Raw genomic sequence first — 21,474 nt, 5'->3', positions numbered from 1 at the left:
CCGTCTCAGACCGGGGATGCCGTCAGCCCCGGTCTCCTACATGGGTGTTCGGCCGCTGCATGTGCTGCAGCGCAGGCGCGTCGCCCGCTCAGCCCTTCAAGACCTCGACCAGCGTCGAGCCGAGACGCGCCGGCGAGGGCGAGACCCGGATGCCGGCCCGTTCCATCGCCGCGATCTTGTCCTCGGCGCCGCCCTTGCCGCCCGAGATGATCGCGCCGGCATGGCCCATGCGGCGGCCCGGAGGCGCCGTGCGGCCGGCAATGAAGCCGACCATCGGCTTCTTGCGGCCCTTCTTCGCCTCGTCGGCGAGGAACTGCGCGGCCTCTTCCTCGGCTGAGCCGCCGATCTCGCCGATCATCACGATCGACTCGGTCTTCGGATCGGCCAGGAACAGCTCCAGCATCGAGATGAACTCGGTGCCCTTGACCGGATCGCCACCGATACCGACGGCCGTGGTCTGGCCGAGGCCGGCGGTGGTGGTCTGGAACACGGCCTCGTAGGTCAGCGTGCCGGAGCGCGAGACGATGCCGACGGATCCGGGCTTGAAGATGTTGGCCGGCATGATGCCGATCTTGGACTCGCCCGCCGTGACGACGCCGGGGCAGTTCGGCCCGATGAGGCGCGACTTCGAGCCTTCGAGGGCACGCTTCACGCGCACCATGTCGAGCACCGGGATGCCCTCGGTGATGCAGACGATCAGCGGGATCTCGGCCGCGATGGCCTCGCAGATCGCGTCGGCCGCGCCCGGCGGCGGCACGTAGACGACGGAGGCGTCGGCGCCGGTGGCCTCGCGGGCCTCGGACACGGTGTCGAAGACCGGCAGGCCGAGATGGCTCGAACCGCCCTTACCCGGCGAGGTGCCGCCGACCATCTTCGTTCCGTAGGCGATGGCCTGTTCGGAATGGAAGGTGCCGTTCTTGCCAGTGAAGCCCTGGCAGATGACCTTGGTGTTCGCGTCGATCAGAATGGACATGGTTTCGGCTCAGCCCTTCTTCACGGCGGCGACGATTTTCTGCGCGGCGTCGTCGAGATCGTCCGCCGGGATCACGTTGAGACCCGAGGTGCGGATGATCTCCTTGCCCGGCTCGACGTTGGTGCCTTCGAGGCGCACCACCAGCGGCACTTCGAGGCCGACCGCCTTCACCGCCGCGATCACGCCGCGGGCGATGACGTCGCACTTCATGATCCCGCCGAAGATGTTGACGAGGATGCCCTTCACCTGCGGGTCGGCGGTGATGATCTTGAAAGCCGCGGTGACCTTTTCCTCACTGGCGCCGCCGCCGACGTCGAGGAAGTTCGCGGGCTCCTCGCCGTAGAGCTTGATGATGTCGAGCGTGGCCATGGCGAGGCCGGCGCCGTTGACCATGCAGCCGATCGTGCCGTCGAGCGCGATATAGGCGAGGTCGTATTTCGAGGCCTCGATCTCTTTCGCGTCCTCCTCGGTCTCGTCGCGGAGCGCGACGACGTCGGGATGGCGGTATAGGGCGTTCGAATCGAACGAGATCTTGGCGTCGAGGCACTTGAGATGGCCGTCGCCGGTGAGCACCAGCGGATTGATCTCCAGCATGCTCATGTCCTTGGCCGTGAAGGCCGCGTAGAGCTTGGTGGTGAGGTCGCCCGCTTCCTTGGCCTGAGGGCCGGTGAGGCCCAGCGCCTTGGCGACCGCGCGGCCGTGATGGGGCATGATGCCGGTGGCCGGATCGACCGAGAAGGTGACGATCTTTTCCGGGGTGTCGTGGGCCACCGTCTCGATGTCCATGCCGCCTTCGGTGGAGACGACGAAGGCGACCTGCCCGGTCTCGCGGTCGACGAGCATCGACAGGTAGAACTCGGCGGCGATCTGCGCGCCTTCCTCGATGTAGAGGCGGTTGACCTGTTTGCCGGCCGGGCCGGTCTGGATCGTGACCAGCGTCTCGCCGAGCATCTCGCCGGCATATTGCTTCACTTCGTCGATCGACTTGGTGACGCGCACGCCGCCCTTGGCGCCCTCGGGTGCGCCCTTGAAGGTGCCCTTGCCGCGTCCGCCCGCGTGGATCTGCGACTTCACCACCCAGACCTGGCCGCCGAGTTCCTTGGCGGCGGCTTCCGCTTCCTCGGGCTTGAAGATCGCAACGCCCCGGGAGACCGGCAGGCCGAACTCCTTGAGGACCGCCTTGGCCTGGTATTCGTGGATGTTCATCTAGGACCCTCTCCGTCATTCCGGGGCGCCGGAGGCGAACCCGGAATCCAGAGCCGCTGTCGCGGCAAGCTGGAGCACCACCCGTGGTTCTGGATCCCGGGTTCCGCTTTGCGGCCCCGGGATGACACCGCTCTCGGCTTACGCCAGCGACTTATTGACGTCCTTGCAGGCCGCAATGAGCGTGTTCACGGCGCCGACCGACTTCTCGAACATGGCCTTCTCGGCCTCGTCGAAGGTCACTTCGAGGACGCGCTCGACGCCGTTCTCGCCGATCACCACCGGCACGCCGACATACATGCCGTTCACGCCGTATTGGCCGTCGAGATAGGCAGCGCAGGGCAGCACGCGCTTCTTGTCGCGCAGGTAGCTCTCAGCCATGGCGATGGCGGAGGCAGCGGGCGCGTAGAAGGCAGAGCCGGTCTTGAGGAGATTGACGATCTCGCCGCCGCCCTTGCGGGTGCGCTCGACCATGGCGTCGAGCTTCTCCTGGGTGGTCCAGCCGAGCTTGACCAGATCGGTCAGCGGCACGCCGGCGACGGTCGAATAGCGGGTCAGCGGCACCATGTCGTCGCCGTGGCCGCCGAGCACGAAGGCCGTGACGTCTTCGACGGACACGCCGAACTCTTCGGCGAGGAAGTGGCGGAAGCGGGCCGAGTCGAGCACGCCGGCCATGCCGACGACCTTGTTGGTCGGCAGGCCCGAGAACTTCTGGAGCGCCCAGACCATCGCATCGAGCGGGTTGGTGATGCAGATCACGAAGGCATCTGGCGCATGCTTCTTGATGCCCGTGCCGACGGCTTCCATGACCTTCAGGTTGATGCCGATCAGGTCGTCGCGGCTCATGCCGGGCTTGCGCGGCACACCGGCGGTGACGATCACCACGTCGGCGCCCGCGATGGCCGAGTAGTCGCTCGCGCCGGAATACTTGGCGTCGAAGCCGTCGACCGGGGCCGACTCGGCGATGTCGAGCGCCTTGCCCTGGGGCACGCCGTCGACGATGTCGAACAGGACGACGTCACCGAGCTCTTTCAGGCCCGCCAGATGCGCGAGGGTTCCGCCGATCTGTCCGGCGCCGATGAGCGCGATCTTGCTGCGTGCCATGAGAGAAAACCTCCGATCCCAATGACGCCTCGTCAGGCTGCCGGAGGAGAGGAATGTCCGCCGGATCGGCGAGTCTGACAGGCCGGTCGTATTGCGGGCGCTGGTTTGGCGGAAAAGCCATGCTGCTTCAACCCGAAGGCGATGGGTGCTCGCCTGCCGGCTGCGGGCCGAAAACTGGCTTCGCAAAACGCAATTTTCGCAGAAAGTACAGCGATCTGAGCGATTTAGGTGCGCCGCCGAAACGGCGATGCAGCGGAATCGCTCAGGTGACAGACTGGAGGATCTGTCACCGAACCTTTAGCCGGAGCTAGAACGCGCCCGATCGGAGCATGCGCTGGATCGCCTGAATCACGGCTCCGAGCCGTGCTTCCAGCAGATCGCGCGGCACGTCGGCATCCTGCTGGATCGCCAGCGGATGGGTGAACCGGTAGCTCGCGTCGAAGATGCAGGCGATGGCCCGCTCGCGGTCTCGGGCGACGAAGGCGCCGCTGGCGATCCCTTCTTCGACGACCCGTTCCACCAAGGTGCGCAGGCGGACGCGATGCCGCCGGGCGATCGGGCGCGACGCGACCGTGGCATCGAGATGCACCGAAAAGACGTTCGGCTCACCGGCGAGCGCCTCGCGCTGCGCGAGGCTGAGCGCGATGAGGAAGCGCTCGATCTTGTCTTCGGCGGGGTCGGGTGCGTCGGCGATGCCGGCGAGGCGAGTCTCGACATCGCGCAGCCAGCGTCCGGCGACGGCATCGAGCAGCGCGTCCTTCGAGGGAAAGTACCGGTAGACGTTCGCATGGGTCATGCCGGCTTCGGCCGCCACCGCGACGACCGTGACGCCCTTCGGCCCGAGCCGCGCGAGATGATCCGAGGCGATGGCGAGAAGCCGTGCGTCGGTGGAGACCGGCGTCGGCCGTGCCCGCGCGGCCGGCCCGCTCAGACGCTGGGCGCGTCCGGGACGAGCGCCCGCACTCTCCGTCCGTTCAGGATCGTCCGGCGCCATGATGGCCGCCTCGATACTCACCGCCGATGGCATGGACCCGCGCCGACGCGCTCCCTCTACTCTCCACCGACCCTCCGCATTGGCCTGGCACTTGGCAAGCGAAAGCCTGCCGGCGGCAATCAGGTCAAGAGCAGGATCGACGAGACCAGCATCACCAGGAGTGTCGCAATGATGCCGCCGCCGCGGCAGGCGAACTGCCTGGGCGAGTTTGCGGGTGCGAACATTCCGTAGGGATGCAGGAGTCGCCCCACGAGCAGCACGACGAGGAGGAGCTCGACGAGCCAGTGTGCCGTGCCTCTGGCTTCGACGAACGCGACGAGCAGCAGCGCGAGCGGAACGTTCTCCGAAAAGTTGCCCTGCGAGCGGATACGCTTCATCAGCGGATCGTCGCCGGTGCCATGCAGGGTTTCCTTCTGTACTCGCCCCGCCACCACCCAGCCGGTGAAGCCGACATGAAGGAGGCCGAACAGGCCGGCGAAGAAAGCGGTCGTCGCTGGAAAAATCATGCGTCGCTCATCGGGGTCGCGTGACGGCAGGGATGCGAGCTTCGCGTCTCAGAACCGGTTCTTCCAGGCCCTGAGTGCCGTAAATACCGCTTCCGCCTCCGCGTCCGGCGCGAGATCGACCGAACGGGCAACGGCCGGCTCGGCGACGCGCAAGAACGGGTTGGTCGCCTTCTCCGCGCCGATGGTCGACGGGATCAGGAAGCGGTCCTGCGCCTTCAGGCGTTCGGCCTCGGCCATGCGCTCCTTCAGCGCGGCGTTGTCGGGATCGGCAGCCAGGGCGAAGCGCGCGTTCGAGAGCACGTAATCGTGGCCGCTATAGACCTCGGTCGCGTCCGGCAGGGCGAGGAAGCGTTCCAGCGAGTGCCAGAGCGTTGCGGGCTCGGCTTCCATCACCCGGCCGCAGCCGAGCGTGAACAGCGTGTCGCCCGCGAAGGCCACGCCCGCGTCGCGAAAGACGTAGCTGACGTGGTCGGCGCAATGGCCCGGCGTCTCCCAAACCTCGGCCTCCAATTGGCCAACTCGCACCCTGTCCCCCTCGACGACGGTCCGGTCGACGTCTGGCACCGCATCCCCGGCCTTGGCCGGCGCCGTCACCTTGGCTCCGGTACGTGCCTTGACCTCGGGGATGCCTTCGACGTGGTCGGCATGCCGATGCGTCACCAGAATATCGGTCAGCCTCCAGCCGGTCTCCTCGAGTGCGGCGAGCACCGGGCCGGCCTCCGGCACGTCGATCGATGCGCAATCGCCGGTTTCGGGATCGCGGATCAGCACGCCGATATTGTCGCTGCGGCAGAGGAAAGTGCGGATCCAGGGTCCGGCTGCGCTCATGAAGCCTCACGTCCAGTCTGAAATCGAAATGCGCGGGAGAACGGGTGGTTGCCCACCGCAGTTCCGAACACGAGAGGGGCGCCGCGCTTGTCCGGGCCTGCGGCAATCCCCATTCATGCTTCAAGCTGCCCGGCAGAGGAAACCGGCCGTGCCGGAACCCGTACCGATGCGTCTCGACGTCAACGACCTGCGGACTTTCTATGCAAGTCCGCTCGGGCTCGTCACGCACAGGTTCGTCGCGAAGGCGATCGACGGATTTCTCGGCTCAGTCTCGGGCCTGCGCATTCTCGGTCTCGGCTACGTCACGCCGTATCTCGGTCCGGTTCACGTCATCGCCGAGCGGACCCTCGCCTTCATGCCGGCGACGCAGGGAGTGGTGAACTGGCCCGCCACCGGCCGCTCCGTCACGGCGCTTGCCGACCCTACCATGCTGCCGCTGCCTGAGGCGGCCGTCGACCGCGTCGTCCTCGTCCACGCGCTGGAAGGGGTCGAGAGCCCGAGCGAGCTGCTTGCGGAAGTCTGGCGGGTGCTCACGCCCGGGGGGCGGATGATCCTCGTCGTGCCCAATCGGACCGGCGTCTGGGCGCGGCGCGACGCGACGCCCTTCGGTCACGGCCAGCCCTACAGCCGCTCGCAACTCAGCCGGCTGATGCGCGAGACCCTGTTCTCGCCGGAGGACTGGACCGAGACGCTGTACATGCCCCCGGTGCGCTCGCGACTGATGCTGCAATCGGCGAGTACCTGGGAGTGGCTCGGCACCAGCCTGTCGCTGCCCTTCGCGGGCGTTCACGTCATCGACGCGACAAAGCAGCTCTACAGGCCCGTGGCGGTGCAGCAGGTTCGGCGGGTCAAGGCGCGGATGCCGTCGCCGATCCTGGTGCCGGCGGGGCAGCCGGGGTGATGTTGCCCGAGCTCGAATTCTAGCGCCCGCGATCCGAGACGAAGGCGTTCGTGGCCGAGCGCATGCCGATCTTCTCGTAGTAGGTTTCGATCCCGGGTGCCGCGAGCAGGATCACCGAGACCTCCGGACCGACCTGTTTGCGCACCGCGTCCAGCAGACCTTGGCCGAGACCCAATCCCTGCTGCGGTTTGGCGACGGCGAGGTCCGAAACGTAGGCGCAATACGAGAAGTCGGTCAGCGTGCGGGCGACGCCGACGAGCGTGCGCTCCGGCGTGTAGGCACGTGCGGTGACGATCAGGTTCGCGCCACGCAACATCCGTTCGAGGCGGTCGAGATCCTCGGCCGGGCGGCGCGCATCGAGACCGGAGGCGACGAGCACGCGGCGGAACTCCGCCGCGCTCAGGGCCGGCTCGATGCCGTAAACGAAACCCGCGGAAGTCATCGCTGTCGATCAGGCTTCCGTGGCGAAGGCGCCGTGGCAGTGCTTGTACTTCTTGCCCGAGCCGCAGGGACAGGGTTCGTTGCGCCCGACCTTGCCCCAGGTGGTGCTGTCATCGGATTTGCGCTCCAGCACGGCGGTGTCCGCCGAGAGGTCGCGCGCGGCGTAGCCGTAGGCCGGGCCGCCGCCGCCTTCGCTGCCCGATCCGCGGCCGAATTCGTTCTCTCCGGTGACCGGGTCGAGATGCTGCGCGAACATCGGCGGAAGCTGAGGCTGGCCGAGGCCGGCCTGCTCGAAGCTCGCCGAAGACCCGTCGGCGCCCTCCGGCTCCTGATACATGATCTCGATGCGCGACAGCTGACCGGTGACCTGCTCCCGGAGCGCCGTCACCAGCTGGTTGAAGAGGTCGAAGGCCTCGGACTTGTACTCGTTGAGCGGGTCGCGCTGGGCGATGCCGCGCCAGCCGATCACCTGGCGGAGGTGATCGAGGGTGACGAGATGCTCGCGCCAGAGATGGTCGAGGGTCTGCAGGACGACCTGCTTCTCGACATAGGTCATCACATCGGGCGTGTTCTTCTCGGTGCGCGCGGCGTACGCCTCTTCGGCGGCCTTCTTCAGGCGCTCGCGCATCTCCTCGTCGGCGATGCCTTCCTCGGCCGCCCAATCCTGCACCGGCAGGTCGAGGTTGAGCACGTCCTGGGTGCGCTCCTTGAGCCCCTGGATGTCCCACTGTTCGGCATAGGCGTTTTCGGGAACGTGCACGGCGACGAGGTCATCGATCACGCCTTCGCGCATCTCGTCGACGGTCTCGCGGACCGTCTCCTGGCCCATCAGGTCACGGCGCTGCTCGAACACGACCTTGCGCTGGTCGTTCATGACGTTGTCGTACTTGAGCACGTTCTTGCGCATGTCGAAGTTGCGCGCCTCGACCTTCTGCTGCGCCTTCTCGATGGCCTTGTTGATCCACGGGTGAATGATCGCCTCGCCGGGCTGCAGGCCGAGCTTGGTCAGCATGCCGTCCATGCGGTCGGATCCGAAGATCCGCATCAGGTCGTCTTGCAGCGACAGGAAGAACTTGGAGCGGCCGGGATCGCCCTGGCGACCGCCGCGGCCGCGCAGCTGGTTGTCGATGCGGCGGGATTCGTGGCGCTCGGTGCCGACGATGTAGAGGCCGCCCGGCAGGTCCCTCTTCAGGCCGGCTTCCGGGTTGGCCTTCTCGCCCGAGTTCAGAACCTTCTCGCGATTCTCGGCGATCTCGGCACGCAGCGCCTCGATAGCGGCGTCGCGCTCCGGGCCCGCTTCGAGATGCGCGAGCTCCTTCTCGATGCGCATGTCCAGGTTGCCGCCGAGTTTGATGTCGGTACCGCGGCCGGCCATGTTGGTCGCGATGGTGATCGCGCCGGGCACGCCGGCCTCGGCCACGATGTAGGCTTCCTGCTCGTGGAAGCGGGCATTCAGCACCGCGAAGCGCTTGGTGACCCGGTTCTCCCGCGCCGCCTTGTAGACGTCGGTCAGCGCGTTCGGGTCCGAGTAGTCGAGCAGGGTGTAGCCGTGCTTGGTCAGCATCTCGCCGATCAGTTCCGACTTCTCGATGGAGCCCGTTCCGACCAGGACCGGCTGGTGGCGCTCGTGCGCCCTGTCGATCTCCTGGATGATCGCGTCGTACTTCTCCTGGACGGTCCGGTAGACCTGATCGTCCTCGTCGACGCGCTCGATCGGCTTGTTGGTCGGGATCTCGACCACGTCGAGCTTGTAGATCTCGGCGAATTCGTCGGCCTCGGTCGCCGCCGTGCCGGTCATGCCGGCGAGCTTGTTGTAGAGGCGGAAGTAGTTCTGGAAGGTGATCGAGGCGAGCGTCTGGTTCTCGGGCTGGATCGTGACCTTCTCCTTGGCCTCCAGCGCCTGGTGCAGGCCTTCCGAATAGCGCCGGCCCTGCATCATGCGGCCGGTGAACTCGTCGATGATCACCACCTCGTCGTTCTTGACGATGTAGTCCTTGTCCAGCGTGAACAGGGTGTGGGCGCGAAGCGCCTGCGTGACGTGGGCGACGATGGTGACGTTGTGCGCGTCGTAGAGGTCGCCCTCCTTGAGGATGCCGGCCTCGCGCAGGGCCTCCTCCATGAACTCGTTGCCCTCTTCGGTCAGCGAGACGGTGCGCTGCTTCTCGTCGAGGTCGTAATGCTCGCGCACCAGATGCGGCATGAGCGCATCGACCGCCATGTACAGCTCGGAACGGTCATCGACCGGGCCGGAGATGATGAGCGGCGTGCGGGCCTCGTCCACCAGGATCGAGTCGACCTCGTCGACGATCGCGAAATTGTGCCCCCGCTGCGTCATCTGCGAGAGCTCGTACTTCATATTGTCGCGCAGGTAGTCGAAGCCGAACTCGTTATTGGTGCCGTAGGTGATGTCGCAGGCGTAGTTTTCCTTGCGTTGGTCGTCGTCGAGCCCATGGACGATGGTGCCGACGGTCAGCCCCAGGAACTTGTAGATCCGGCCCATCCACTCGGCGTCGCGCGCGGCGAGGTAGTCGTTGACCGTGACGACGTGGACGCCCTTGCCGGACAGCGCGTTCAACACGACGGCGAGGGTCGCCACCTGGGTCTTGCCCTCGCCAGTCTTCATCTCGGCGATGCCGCTCTCGTGGAGGACCATGCCGCCCATCAGCTGCACGTCGAAGTGGCGCTGGCCGAGCACGCGCTTGGCGGCCTCGCGGACCAGGGCGAAGGTAGGGACCAGCACGTCGTCGAGGCTCTTGCCGGCGGCGACCTCGGCCTTCAGGGCCAGGGTGCGTTCGCGAAGCCCCTCGTCCGTGAGGGCCGAGATTTCCGGCTCCATCTTATTGATCTGGTCGACGCGCGGACGGAAGCCCTTGACCCGACGGTCGTTGGACGAGCCGAAAATCTTCTTGGCGATAGAGCCGAGCATCGTGAACCTACGGACTTCGAAAGTGCGGCCTGCGAGATGCCGAAACGGCACCCTCAGCAGGCTTTGGCCGGGCTTATAGAGGTAAATATCCGGAGGCGCATCCGAAAGAGCGGCTGTCCAAAGGGACTGGTCCGAGACGCTCGCCGTTTGAACGAGCACCGCCGTCATTGCGAGCGCAGCGAAGCAATCCAGACTCGCACCCGCCACGTCAGCCCATTGGCCCTGGATTGCCTCGCTGCGCTCGCAATGACGGGGAAGGCCCGTTCACTACACCTCGGCGAGGCGTGGCTGCGGCGTCAGAACGACGGCGAAATAGTCGCCCCAATCCGATCCGAGCTTCCAATGGTGGGCGGGGAAGGCATCGACGAGGTCCTGGCCGTAGAGATCTACGGCATCCTCGCGGCAGATCATGACCTTGGCGGCCGCCACGATGTCCTCGCGGTCGATCACGGCGAGCACGTGCATCTCAGGATGACGGGCGAGCCAAGCCTGCAAAGCAGCGACGAGCAGCGGGTAGCCGGGGTGCAGCATGTCGTCGAGGCAGAGGACGCCCTTGGCATGCAGGCTCTGCACGGCGAGATCGAGATCGGCGGTGAGGCTGTCGGGCGTGTGATCGCCGTCGATGTGCCAGAAGCGCACCGGGCCGCCGAGCGCGCCCCGAATATCCCCGTCGGTGAGATCCCGGGCGGCGGACTTGATCGTCACGGTGCCGTCTTCGGGCAGGCCGAGCCGGGCGCAATGTGCGTGGAAACGGTCGATTAGGCCCGCGTCGGGCCAGTCGAAGGTGTCGATTCCGAGCGCCTTCTCCCCGCGGGCGAGGCCGAGCGCCATGGCGATGAAGAAACGCCCCTCGAAGGTGCCGATCTCGGCGAAGTGCCCCTCGATGCCGAGGCTGCTCTGCCGGCGGATCACGTGCGCGCAGATCGTCGCGGCGAAGCGCGAGGACATGCCGCGCACACTTTCGTAGTCCTCGACGATGTAGCGGTCGACGGCCGGGTTGCCGGAGCGGAAGGTCATGAGGCCTCGTGGCGTGATCGAAGGCGTGGCGACGGTTCCGGCCCTCAGTGCCCGGCTTTGAGCAGGGAGTCGAACAGCCGTTTTACGGCCTTCCGCCGCGTGCCCAGCTCCGTCTCAAGCGCGCGCGCATCCGGCAGGTTCACGGCGCGCGCCAGACGGGCAAGCGCCACGGGCGTCGCCCCGGTCGGATCGCCCTCGACCATCAGGCGCTGCCAGTGGTGGACGTCGTCGAGGAGGCGGTAGGCGTCGAGGAGACGCTCGGCGTCGGCTCCCGTCAGGACGCCGTGCTCGGCGGCGAGCCGGAAGACGGACGGAGCGTCGAGCCCGATCAGATCGGGGATGTCGCTGGCATGCCCGAGCACCAGGGCCTGTGCCAGGAAGTCGAGGTCGAGCAGGCCGCCGGGAGCGAGCTTGAGGTCGAGAGGGCCTCCGTCACCTTTCTCCTTCGCGATGAGCATGCGCATGTCGCGCACCGCGCGGTCGACGGCCTTCGGGTCGCGCTTCGCCATCAGCGCGTCGCGGACCACGCCTGTCGCCTCCTCGGCGAGGCTGGCATCGCCCGCGACGACGCGGGCGCGGGTCAGCGCCATGTGCTCCCACAGCTCGGCTTCCTCACCTTGATAGGCGCGGAAGCTGCGAAACTGCGTGGCCACCGAGCCCTGGCCGCCGCCGGGGCGCAGGCGCAGGTCGACCTCGTAGAGTCCTCCGCGCCGGGTCGGGACGGTGAGCGCCGCGACGAGCCGCTGGGTCAGCCGGTTGAAATACATCGCCGCATCGAGCGAACGTTTGCCGGTACTGGCCCGGTTCTCCTCGTCGAAATCGTAGAGCACGACGAGGTCGAGATCGGATTCCGCCGTGAGCTGATGCGAGCCGAGCCGGCCGAAGCCGAGCACCGCCATCCGGCCAGCCGGAATGTTGCCGTGCTCGGCCTCGAAGTGCCGCGCCACCTCTTCGAGCGAACTCGCGACGACGGCGTCGGCGATCGCCGAGAAGGCGCGGCCCGCGCCCTCGGGCGTCAGGATACCTGAGAGCAGGCGCGCTCCGGTCACGAAGCGAAGCTGGCGCGCGGCGTCGCGGGAACGGTCGAGGAAGATCTCGTGGCTGTCCGGCTTGCCGAGAAGACTGCGGTAATGCGCCGAGATCTCCGCCGCGTCCGTCGTCGGCTCGACGAAGCCCGGATCGATCACCGCGTCGAGCACGTGCGGGCTGAAGGCGACGATGTCGGCGAGCCGCGGCGCGCTGCCGAGGAGGTCGGCGAAGAGAGTGCGCAGCCTTTCGCGTTCGCGCAGGATCGTCAGCAGCTCGACCGCGGCAGGCATGCGACCGAAGGCGCGGTCGAGGTTGTCTAGGGCGTTGTCCGGGTCGTGCGTTCCCGCCAGCGCCTGGATCAGGGCCGGGACCAACTCCGTCAGCACCTCGCGGGCGCGGGCACTCCGAACGGCGGAGCGGCGTCCGAAATGCCAGCCGCGGACGGTCTCGGCGACGCGCTCGGGCTCGCGGAAACCGAGTTTTCGCAGGGTCTCCAGCGTCGCGGGATCGTCTTCGGACCCGGAAAAGACGAGGTCGCCGATTTCCGATGAGAGATCCGGCGCGGCCTCGAACAGCAGGGCGTAATGCGCCTGGACCCGGCGCGCATGGGAAAGGAGCGCCTCCTCGAAATCCCTGCGCGTCTCGTAGCCGGCGAACCGCGAAAAGCGCTCGATCTCTGCATCGTCGGTCGGCAGTCGCTGGGTCTGCTCGTCGCGCACCATCTGCAGGCGGTGCTCGATGGTGCGCAGGAAGCCGTAGGCCTCGCCGAGTTCGTCGCGGGCCTCGGCCGAGATCCAGCCATCGTCGTGCAGGGCGGACAGCATCGGGATGGTGCTGCGTCCTCGCAGGTTCGCCCGGCGTCCGCCGAAGACGAGCTGCTGGGTCTGCACGAAGAACTCGATCTCGCGGATGCCGCCGCGCCCGAGCTTGATGTCGTGGCCGGCGACCGCAAGCGCCTCGTGTCCGCGTACGGCATGGATCTGCCGCTTCATGGCATGGACGTCGGCGATGGCCGCGAAATCGAAATACTTGCGCCAGACAAAAGGCTTGAGATCGTCGAGAAAGCGATTGCCGGCCGCGATGTCGCCCGCGATCGGCCGCGCCTTGATGAAGGCGGCGCGCTCCCAGTTCTGACCCGTCGTCTCGTAGTAATGGTAGGCCGAGGCGAGGCTCAAAGCCGTCGGCGTCGAGCCGGGATCCGGGCGCAGCCGATAATCGACGCGGTGGACGTAGCCATCGGCGGTACGATCCTGCAGCAGCTTCGCCATGCCCTGAGCGAGCCGCGAGAAGAACGGCGTCGGCTCCAGCCCTTCCTTCAGCGGCGCCGCCTCGCCGTCGAAGAGCACGATCAGGTCGATGTCGCTGGAATAGTTGAGTTCGCGGCCGCCGAGCTTGCCCAGTCCCAGTATCACCAGGCCGGAGGCCTCTTGCGGCTTGTCCGCGTCCTTGGGGATGAAGCGCCCTGCGGCGGCGGCCTGAAGCAGCATCGCGTCGGCGGCGGCCGATACCGAGGCGTCGGCGAAATCGGCAAGAGCTTCCGTCACCGTCTTCACCGGCCAGACGCCGCCGAGATCGGCCAGGGCGACGAGCAGCGCATGCTCCGCCCGGTTCGTCCGCAGCCGGGCGCCGATCTCGTCGAGATCGGTGGACGAGCGCCCGGCCGCACGCTGGTCGTCGACGATGCGGGCGTTCGCGGCTTCCGGCGCCTCTGCAAACAGCCGGCCGAGCCGCTCCGGATCACGACTGGCGAGCCCCCACAGGAAGGGCGAGTGGTCGGCGACGGTGAGGAGCAGGTCGTAAGCCGGCCCTTTGCGCAGCCGCGCCGGCAGCGCGTCCGCAATGTCGGAGACGAGCTGCTCGGCCTCGCCTGGATTGGACAGGGGCGGCACGCCGACGATGCGTCCGATCAGCCCTTTCTCGCTGGCCATGGCAGGCTACTCCGCGTTCACCCTTCGGCCTCGCGCGCTGACGCGCCTCAAGATGCGCGAGAGCTGCTCGGCCGAATAGGGTTTGTGCAGCAATTCGAAGCCGTGCGCGCCTTCCTGGGCCAGAACGTGGCTGTAGCCCGAGGCGAGCACCACCGGGAGGTCGGGCAGACGACGGCGCAGCTCCTCCGCCAACGCGAGGCCGCCCATGCCCGGCATCACCACGTCCGAGAAGACGACATCGAAGTCCGCGCCGTCGACTCCCAGCGTGTCGAGCGCCTCCTCGGCATTGGCGGCCCAGGCGGTCTCGTAGCCCAGATCCTGCAGGATCTGCGTGGCGAAGCGGCCGACCTCGATGTTGTCCTCGACCACGAGCACCCGCTGCCCCGTGCCGTCGGGAGCGAGGTCGGCCTCGTCGGTGCGAGCTGGAGAGACCTCGTCCGGGGCGTCGATCTCGGGCAGGTAGAGCGTGAAGGTGGTGCCCCGAACCGGCTCGCTCTCCACGGCGACGTCGCCGCCGGATTGCTTGGCGAAGCCGAAGACCTGACTGAGGCCGAGACCGGTGCCGCGTCCGACCTCCTTCGTGGTGAAGAACGGCTCGAAGATGCGGCCGAGCGCCTGAGTGGAGATGCCCGAGCCGGTATCGTGAAGCGACACCGCGGCGAAAGGGCCACGCGCGCCGGCATGGCCGCGCAGGGCCGGCATCGGTACGGAGCAGACGAGCCGGAGCGTCAGCGTACCTTCGCCCTCCATGGCGTCGCGGGCATTGACCGCCATGTTCACCAGGGCCGTCTCGAACTGGCTGACATCGGCCCGCACGAAGCAGTGCGTACCTGCGAGCTGCGTCACCACGGTGATGCGCGCGCCCGTGACCGTGTCGAGCATGTCGGCGACGCTTCCGAGCCGTGTGCCGACGTCGAAGACTTCAGGCTTCAGGGCTTGGCGTCGCGCGAAGGCCAGGAGCTGGCCGGTGAGCTTGGCTGCTCGGTCCACCGTATCAGAGACGGCGTCCATGTAGCGCTTGCGCCGATCCTCCGGCAGGTCGGGCCGTCGCAGGAAGTCGACGGACGAGCGGATGATCGTCAGCAGGTTGTTGAAGTCGTGCGCGACGCCGCCGGTGAGCTGGCCGACGGCCTCCATCTTCTGCGACTGCCGAAGGGCCTCCTGCGCGTGGACCAGTTCCTCCTGGCGCTCGCGCTCGTTGGTAACGTCGCGGCCATAGGCGTAGACGAGATCGCCCTCCACGGATGTCTGCCAAGCGATGGTCCGGAAGCTGCCGTCGAAGTGGCGGTAGCGGTTCTCGAAATTCGAGAGGTTCTCGTGGGTGGCCTTGGCGTGAGCCTTGCGGCTGCGCTCGACGTCCTCGGGCGCCAGGAATTCGAGGAAGCTCTTGCCCAGGATTTCGTCCGAGCGGAATCCGAGCGTCGCCTCCCAGGCCGGGTTCACGGCGCGGAAGATGCCGGAGGGATCGATGACGGCGAGCAGGTCGCGGGCGTTGCGCCAGACCCGGTCGCGCTCGGCCGTGCGTTCGGCGACCTGGGCCTCGAGGGTCTCGTTCAGACGCCGGAGTTGAATCTCCAGCCGCCGCCGCTGGGACACGTCGTTGAACAGGACCGCGACGCGCCGCGCCTCTGGGGCACCGCTGCGGAAGGCGTAGACGTCGTACCAGCGGCCATCGAGCGCCTCGGCGACGTTCTCGAAGCGGTGGGACTCGCCCGTGAGCGCGACGCGCCCATAGGTGTCGAACCAGTGCTGCTCGTGAGCGGGCGCGAACTCTCGAACGCGCCTGCCGACGGCATTCGTCAGGCCCGTGTGACGTTCGAAGGCCGGGTTGATCTCGACGAAGCGATAGTCGGTCGGCTTGCCGTCCTCGTCGAAGATCACCTCGATGAGACAGAAGCCCACGTCGATCGACTCGAACAGCGATCGATAGCGCGCCTCACTCTCATCCAGGCGCGCCTGCGTGGACTTTTGCTCGGTTACGTCGATGACGGTGCCGGCATAGCGCAGAGGCTTGCCGTGGGCGCTGGCGTAGCAGCGTCCCCGCGCCATCAGCCAATGATGGCTGCCGTCGCGACCGACCCGGTACTCCTTCGCGTAGTCACCGAGCGTGGAGAATGCCGTCTCAATGTTCTGTTTGACGGAGGCCCGGTCGTCGGGGTGGACACGGTCGAGGAAGGTCTTGAACGGCAAGCCCGTCGTCACGATCGAGGAATCCAGCCCGAAGAACGCCGCGAAGCGCCGATCACCTTCGATCACGCCGCGCTCGACGTCCCAGTCGAAGAAGCCGACGCGGCTGGTATCGAGGGCGATCTCCTGGCGCTGTCTGACCTCGTCGAGGGCCTCGCGGGCGAGCTGGTCGGCCGTGCGGTCGCGCAGGACTTTCACGAAGCCGATCGTATGGCCGGCATCGTCGCGGATCGGGGTCATCTCACCACTGGCCCAGAAGCGCTCGCCGCCCTTGCGCATGTGCCAGCGCTCGTCGGTCCCGACGCCGCTCTCTGCGGCTGCCCGCATCTCCTCCTCGATCCGACCCTTGGCACGGTCCTCGGGCGTGAAGAAAAGCTCCCCGGTCTGCCCGAGCATCTCGGCCTCGTCCCAGCCCAGAATGCGGCGTGCGCCCTCGTTCCACTCCGTGACGACGCCATCGCGGTCCATGGCGATGATGGCGTAGTCGGTGGCGCTGTCGAGGATCTGGCGATGCCGTGTGGCGCTCTCGCGCTTGCCCGTCTCGGCTGCGGCGCGCTCGACCGCGTCCCAGGTGCGCGCAGCGACGTCCTCGACCAGAGTGACGTCGTCCCAACTCCAGTTGCGCGGCTCGCGGTCCGCTGCATAGAGGACTGCGATCAGCGCACCGCCGCGGACCAGCGGCACGGCGATGAAGGAGCCGACGGAGAGCGCCGTCCAGGTCGACGGGTCGCGCTCGCCGCCGGAGGCGAGTTCCGCCATGACGTCGGCGGTAGCGAGAGTCTCGCCGGCCCGGAGTTTGCCGAGCGCCGCGCTCCCGAGGGCCTGCATGTCGATCGGGCCGTCCACTGGCTCGACACCGTTGGCATAGCCAGCGTCGCGCACGATGCTGCGGCCGTCCGGCTGAACCCGCCCGTAGCCGGCGCGGCTAGCCTTGAGATGGCGGCCGAGCGCTTCGACAGCGGCATCCATGATCGGGCGCGGGTCGGTGAGTGCCCGGATCGTGTCGGTGAGTTTCAGCAGGAAGGCGTGGCGCGCCTCGCTTGCCGAGAGTCGCGTCTCGCTGGCGCGTAGGGCCATCTCGGTCTGGTGCCGGGCGGTCACGTCGGAGGAGATGCCGACCATGCCGATCGGCCGGTCATCCTCGCCGTAGCTCGGCCGCCCGTGAATGTGCATCCAGCGTTCGGTGCCGTCGGGCCAGATGCAGCGGTACTCGATGTCGTAATCGGACCGCTCGACGAGGGCCCGGGCCACGGTCGCCTGCATGCGCTCCTGGTCGTCCGGATGGATGCTCGCAATCAGCTCCGGGTATCCGAAGGGTTCGTCGGGCCTGCGCCCGAAATGGGACCGGCACGTCTCCGAGACCTGCAGATCCATGGTCCGCAGATCGAGTTCCCAATCGCCCTGGCCGGCCGCGGACAGAGCGAGCCGCAGCCGGGCCTCGCTTCGGCGCAACGCCTTGTCGGACCGGCGCATCTCGAGCTGGGCCATGACCGTGCGGGCCAGCGCCCGCAGGATGAAAATCTGCTCCTCGGCGAGTTCGTGCCGCACCCGGTCGATCACGCAGAGCGTGCCGATGATCCATCCGTCCGGACTGGCCAGCGGGACGCCGGCATAGAAGCTCAGATGGGGTGGTCCGCTGACGAGCGGGTTGTCGGCGAGGCCGGGTTCCTTCTCGATGTCCGGCAGGACCAGGAGGTCGCGCTTTTCCATCGTGTCGGTGCAGAAGCCGAAATGGAGCGGCATCTCGCGGGCATCGTGGCCGACCGCCGCCTTGATCCACTGCCGGTCCGCATCGATGAAATTGATATGCGCCATCGTCGTGCCGCACGCCTGAGCGGCCATCTGTGCGACGTCGTCGAACTCGGCCTCGGGCGGCGTGTCCAGGATGTCGTAGCTGTGTAGGGCCGCGAGCCGCTGCGCTTCACGGGCGGGATCTGTGGCCATCAGCGGCCGTCGCGTTGCGAAGCCGCTTCGGGGATGTGGCGTCTTAGGAGCTGAGCGTGCGCGGACATGCGATCTCCTATCACGACACCGCCGGAGGTGTCGCTCGGCGCGTGCCCGGATTGGCGAGGCCGATGCTCAGGCTCGCGGCAGTGACAGCTTAACCGCCAGGCCCGGGGCATTGTTTCGTAGGGTGAGCGCGCCGCCATGCAGGCGCACCACGGCGTTGACGAGGCTCAGCCCGAGGCCGAAACCGGGCCGCGAGCGCGCATCGTCCAGGCGGACGAAACGGTCGAGAACCCGGGCCTGCTCACCCTCCGGGATGCCCGGGCCGTGATCCGCGACGCTGAGCGCGACGCCGTCCACCTCGCGCTCGGCCCTCATCGCGATGCTGCGCTCGCCGATACCGCCCGCGCCGTATTTGATGGCGTTGTCGGCGAGATTGGCGAGCGCCTGCCCGACGAGTTCGCGGTTGCCGACGAGCATCAAGCCGTCTTCGGCCTCGACCGAGAGCGTGAGCCCGTTCTCTTCCGCCAGTGCCTCGTACAATTCGCCGACCTCGCGCAGCGCCTGACCCGCGTCGAACTCCGAAAAGGATTCGCGGGCACTGCCGGCTTCCAGCCTGGCGATGGTGAGCAGTGCCTCGAACACGCGGATCAGCCCGTCGCTTTCCTCGATCACGGCGCCGATCGCCCCGCGCAGCTCCTCCGGCGATCGCTCGCCGCGAAGGGCCTCGTCGGCATGGTTGCGCAGGCGGGTTAGTGGCGTCTTGAGGTCGTGGGCGATGTTGTCGGAGACCTCCTTCATGCCCCGCATCAGCTCGCCGATACGCTCCAGCATGAGGTTCAGGTTCTGGGCCAGGCGGTCGAGCTCGTCGCCGGTGCCGGCAACGCGCAGGCGCCCGTCCAGATTGCCGGCCATGATCGAGCGCGTCGTCTCGGTCATGTCGTCGACCCGCTTGAGCACGCGGCTCGCCACAAACCAGCCGCCGATCACGCCGAGCAGCAGCACCAGAGCCAGCGAGCTTCCGAAGGTGTTGCCGATGGCCGCGCGCAGCTGGTCACGCTCCTCGGTGTCGCGGCCGACCAGGAGGTGGAAACCACCGGCGAGCGTGTAGAGCCGGACGATCGCCCGGTGCTGGATGTTCCTGGTATCGACGTCGCGGCCGTAGGAGATCTCGAACTGCCCCGTCTTCGACAGCAGGGAGGTAGGGACGGAGCCGACATTGCCGACGACGCGCTCGCCGGCCGGCGTCGTCACGAGGTAGAGCGAGGCGCCGGGTTCCTTCGAGCGGCGCTCGATGACTGCGATCAGCGTGCGCAGGCCGCCCGCCGTATATTGCTCCTGCAAGCCGTTGATCTCGGCCTCGATGGTCTGGACGATCTGATCGTCGAGAACCCTGCGCGCGTTCCAGGCGACGTAGCCGAGCGCCACAACCGCGCAGAGCGCGAAGATGACGAGATAGGCGAGGGAGAGCTTGAACGCCGTCGTGCGGAACAGCTTGCCGACACGAGCCAGCACACCCTCCCGCGAAGGCCGAAGCGGGGCGGGGGACATCACGTGGTGCGCGGCTCCTCGGCGCGCACCACGTAGCCGGCGCCGCGCACGGTCTGGATCAGGGCGTGCTCGAACCCGCGATCGATCTTGCCGCGCAGTCGCGAGACGTGCACGTCGATGACGTTGGTCTGCGGATCGAAATGGTAGTCCCAAACATGCTCGAGCAGCATCGTCCGGGTAACGACCTGTCCGGCATGGCGCATGAGGTATTCGAGCAGCCGGAACTCGCGCGGCTGCAGCACGATCTCGCGGCCGGCGCGCACGACGCGGTGCGAGAGACGGTCGAGCTCGAGGTCGCCGACCCGGTAGGCGGTAGCCTCGGACGTTCCGGGGGCGCTCGCGCGGCGGCGGGCCAGGACCTCGGCGCGGGCGAGCAGCTCCGAGAAGGCGTAGGGCTTGGGAAGGTAATCGTCCCCGCCGGCTCGCAGGCCCTTCACGCGGTCGTCGACCTGGCCCAGCGCGGAGAGAATGAGCACTGGCGTCTCGACCTTCTGCTCGCGCAGGGAGCGGATCAGCGACAGCCCGTCGAGCTTCGGCAGCATGCGGTCGACGACGAGCAGGTCGTAACCGCCCTCGCGGGCCATGGCATAGCCGTCGAGCCCATCCGTCGCCTGGTCGGCGACGTGGCCGGCCTCGCGGAAGGCCTTGACGAGGTAGGCGACGGCCGCGCGGTCGTCTTCGATGATGAGGAGGCGCATGGCGCTCTCAGATAAGCATTTCCCGGCCGCAGGAAAACGGCCTGATCACATGGCGGAAAACCAACCGTCACAATTAAACCATACCGGCAAAACATCGTTGGGAGACCGTCGCAAGACTCTGCGGCCGCTCGACTATTTGAAATACCAAGACATTTCGCGAAGTCGTTTTCCAGTCATTGCACTGCCCGGAGTCGATATCGGCACATGAAGACCGCGACCGAAACGGTTCCGTTCCGCAACCTCAGCCTCGTCAAGACTGACGAGACCGTCGACGACATCCGTTCCTCCGCAGCGCGCAGCCTGCAATCCGGCATGGCGGCGATGCGGGAACTGACTGCGGCGCTCGATGCCGATCTCGGCGATGCATTCGAACGCGCGGTGCGCACGATTCTCGATGCCAAGGGCCGCGTCATCGTCTGCGGCGTCGGCAAGAGCGGCCATATCGGCCGCAAGCTCGCCGCGACGCTCGCCTCCACCGGCACACCGGCCTTCTTCGTCCACCCGACCGAGGCGAGCCACGGCGACCTCGGCATGATCGTACCGGACGACGTGATCGTCGCCCTGTCCTGGTCGGGCGAGACCGCTGAACTCGGCGACCTCGTCAGCTTCTCCGGCCGCTTCTCGATCCCGCTGATCGCGGTGACGAGCAAGCCCGAGAGCACGCTCGGCCGCGCCGCCGACGTCCTGCTCGCCCTGCCGCGGGTACGCGAATCCTGCCCACACGACCTCGCGCCGACCTCGTCGACCCTGATCCAGCTCGCGCTCGGCGATGCGCTCGCCGTGGCGCTGATCGAGCAGCGCGGCTTCACCTCGGCCGGGTTCAAGGTTCTGCATCCGGGCGGCAAGCTCGCCGCTCGGCTCAAGACCGTGCAGCAACTCATGCATTCCGGCCCCGAGATCCCGCTGGTCTCCGACGGGACGGTGATGTCCGAGGCGCTGATCGTGATCGCCGGGCGCCGCTACGGCTGCTGCGGCGTGACGGACACGGATGGCCGCCTCGTGGGCATCGTCACCGACGGCGACATGCGCCGCCACATGGGTCCGGCGCTGCTCGACACGCCGGTCCGCACGATCATGACCGCCGATCCGATCGTCGTGGAGAGAGAACTCCTGGCGAGCACGGCACTCGGCCTGATGAACCGCAAGCGCATCACGGCCGTGTTCGTGACCGAGGACGGTCGTCCGGTCGGCATCCTGCACGTCCACGACCTGCTGCAGGCCGGGGTCGCCTAAGGGGCGCC

16 protein-coding genes and 1 pseudogene are annotated in these 21,474 nt (G+C 67.5%); 3 read left to right on the top strand and 14 right to left on the bottom strand.

Translation table 11 applies throughout. The annotated features are described in order from the left end of the window. Positions 1 to 88 precede the first annotated feature (88 nt). The 6 genes from sucD to gloB form a co-directional block, all read right to left on the bottom strand. A complete protein-coding gene (gene sucD, locus GGR33_RS05310; RefSeq protein WP_183502654.1) occupies positions 89 to 973 on the bottom strand; it encodes a succinate--CoA ligase subunit alpha in 885 nt (294 codons plus the stop codon). Between the two features lie 9 nt (positions 974 to 982). Further along, positions 983 to 2,179 carry an ADP-forming succinate--CoA ligase subunit beta gene (gene sucC, locus GGR33_RS05305; protein ID WP_183502652.1) on the bottom strand — a complete coding sequence of 399 codons (1,197 nt, stop codon included), beginning with the start codon at positions 2,177 to 2,179 and terminating at the stop codon, positions 983 to 985. A 138-nt stretch (positions 2,180 to 2,317) separates the two neighbouring features. Beyond that, positions 2,318 to 3,280: a malate dehydrogenase gene (gene mdh, locus GGR33_RS05300; protein ID WP_183502650.1), complete on the bottom strand. Its 963-nt coding sequence runs from the start codon at positions 3,278 to 3,280 to the stop codon at positions 2,318 to 2,320. A 307-nt stretch (positions 3,281 to 3,587) separates the two neighbouring features. Further along, positions 3,588 to 4,274 carry a TetR family transcriptional regulator gene (locus GGR33_RS05295; RefSeq protein WP_246412860.1) on the bottom strand — a complete coding sequence of 229 codons (687 nt, stop codon included), beginning with the start codon at positions 4,272 to 4,274 and terminating at the stop codon, positions 3,588 to 3,590. A 119-nt stretch (positions 4,275 to 4,393) separates the two neighbouring features. Next, positions 4,394 to 4,780: an MAPEG family protein gene (locus GGR33_RS05290; RefSeq protein ID WP_183502646.1), complete on the bottom strand. Its 387-nt coding sequence runs from the start codon at positions 4,778 to 4,780 to the stop codon at positions 4,394 to 4,396. Positions 4,781 to 4,828: 48 nt separating this feature from the next. After that, positions 4,829 to 5,608: a hydroxyacylglutathione hydrolase gene (gene gloB / locus GGR33_RS05285; RefSeq protein ID WP_183502644.1), complete on the bottom strand. Its 780-nt coding sequence runs from the start codon at positions 5,606 to 5,608 to the stop codon at positions 4,829 to 4,831. A 166-nt stretch (positions 5,609 to 5,774) separates the two neighbouring features. Between gloB and GGR33_RS05280 the strand changes: the two genes are divergently transcribed. Then, entirely contained in the window at positions 5,775 to 6,509 is a 735-nt protein-coding gene (locus tag GGR33_RS05280; protein ID WP_183503533.1) for a class I SAM-dependent methyltransferase, read from the top strand. A 19-nt stretch (positions 6,510 to 6,528) separates the two neighbouring features. Here GGR33_RS05280 and GGR33_RS05275 read toward each other — a convergent pair whose 3' ends face one another. The 8 genes and pseudogenes from GGR33_RS05275 to GGR33_RS05245 form a co-directional block, all read right to left on the bottom strand. Then, on the bottom strand, positions 6,529 to 6,951 hold the full coding sequence (locus GGR33_RS05275; protein WP_183502642.1) for a GNAT family N-acetyltransferase: 423 nt from the start codon (positions 6,949 to 6,951) through the stop codon (positions 6,529 to 6,531). A 9-nt stretch (positions 6,952 to 6,960) separates the two neighbouring features. Next, the gene (secA, locus tag GGR33_RS05270; protein WP_183502640.1) at positions 6,961 to 9,876 is read right to left on the bottom strand and encodes a preprotein translocase subunit SecA; all 2,916 of its coding nucleotides are present in this window, start codon (positions 9,874 to 9,876) and stop codon (positions 6,961 to 6,963) included. A gap of 267 nt (positions 9,877 to 10,143) precedes the next feature. Next, a complete protein-coding gene (locus GGR33_RS05265) occupies positions 10,144 to 10,893 on the bottom strand; it encodes a class I SAM-dependent methyltransferase (RefSeq protein WP_183502638.1) in 750 nt (249 codons plus the stop codon). Positions 10,894 to 10,937: 44 nt separating this feature from the next. Then, entirely contained in the window at positions 10,938 to 13,850 is a 2,913-nt protein-coding gene (locus GGR33_RS05260; RefSeq protein WP_183502636.1) for a bifunctional [glutamine synthetase] adenylyltransferase/[glutamine synthetase]-adenylyl-L-tyrosine phosphorylase, read from the bottom strand. Between the two features lie 6 nt (positions 13,851 to 13,856). After that, positions 13,857 to 16,160 (bottom strand): PAS domain S-box protein, encoded by a 2,304-nt coding sequence (locus tag GGR33_RS26510; protein ID WP_425488750.1) that lies wholly within the window; start codon positions 16,158 to 16,160, stop codon positions 13,857 to 13,859. Positions 16,161 to 16,196: 36 nt separating this feature from the next. After that, positions 16,197 to 17,981, bottom strand: a pseudogene (locus GGR33_RS26505) (PAS domain S-box protein); the annotation flags it as partial. 135 nt (positions 17,982 to 18,116) lie between these two features. Next, on the bottom strand, positions 18,117 to 19,535 hold the full coding sequence (locus GGR33_RS05250) for a sensor histidine kinase (RefSeq protein ID WP_183503531.1): 1,419 nt from the start codon (positions 19,533 to 19,535) through the stop codon (positions 18,117 to 18,119). Beyond that, a complete protein-coding gene (locus tag GGR33_RS05245; protein ID WP_183502632.1) occupies positions 19,535 to 20,233 on the bottom strand; it encodes a response regulator transcription factor in 699 nt (232 codons plus the stop codon). Before GGR33_RS05245 ends, GGR33_RS05250 begins: the two co-directional genes overlap by 1 nt. Between GGR33_RS05245 and GGR33_RS05240 the strand changes: the two genes are divergently transcribed. Beyond that, the gene (locus tag GGR33_RS05240; RefSeq protein ID WP_183502631.1) at positions 20,232 to 20,441 is read left to right on the top strand and encodes a hypothetical protein; all 210 of its coding nucleotides are present in this window, start codon (positions 20,232 to 20,234) and stop codon (positions 20,439 to 20,441) included. The two genes, GGR33_RS05245 and GGR33_RS05240, sit on opposite strands and share 2 nt — an antisense overlap. A 104-nt stretch (positions 20,442 to 20,545) precedes the next feature. Continuing rightward, positions 20,546 to 21,466 (top strand): KpsF/GutQ family sugar-phosphate isomerase, encoded by a 921-nt coding sequence (locus GGR33_RS05235; RefSeq protein ID WP_246412891.1) that lies wholly within the window; start codon positions 20,546 to 20,548, stop codon positions 21,464 to 21,466. Positions 21,467 to 21,474: the final 8 nt, after the last annotated feature.

The organism is Methylobacterium brachythecii (genome assembly GCF_014196345.1).
Taxonomy (GTDB): domain Bacteria; phylum Pseudomonadota; class Alphaproteobacteria; order Rhizobiales; family Beijerinckiaceae; genus Methylobacterium; species Methylobacterium brachythecii.
This window is presented reverse-complemented; position numbering and strand designations above follow the sequence as displayed.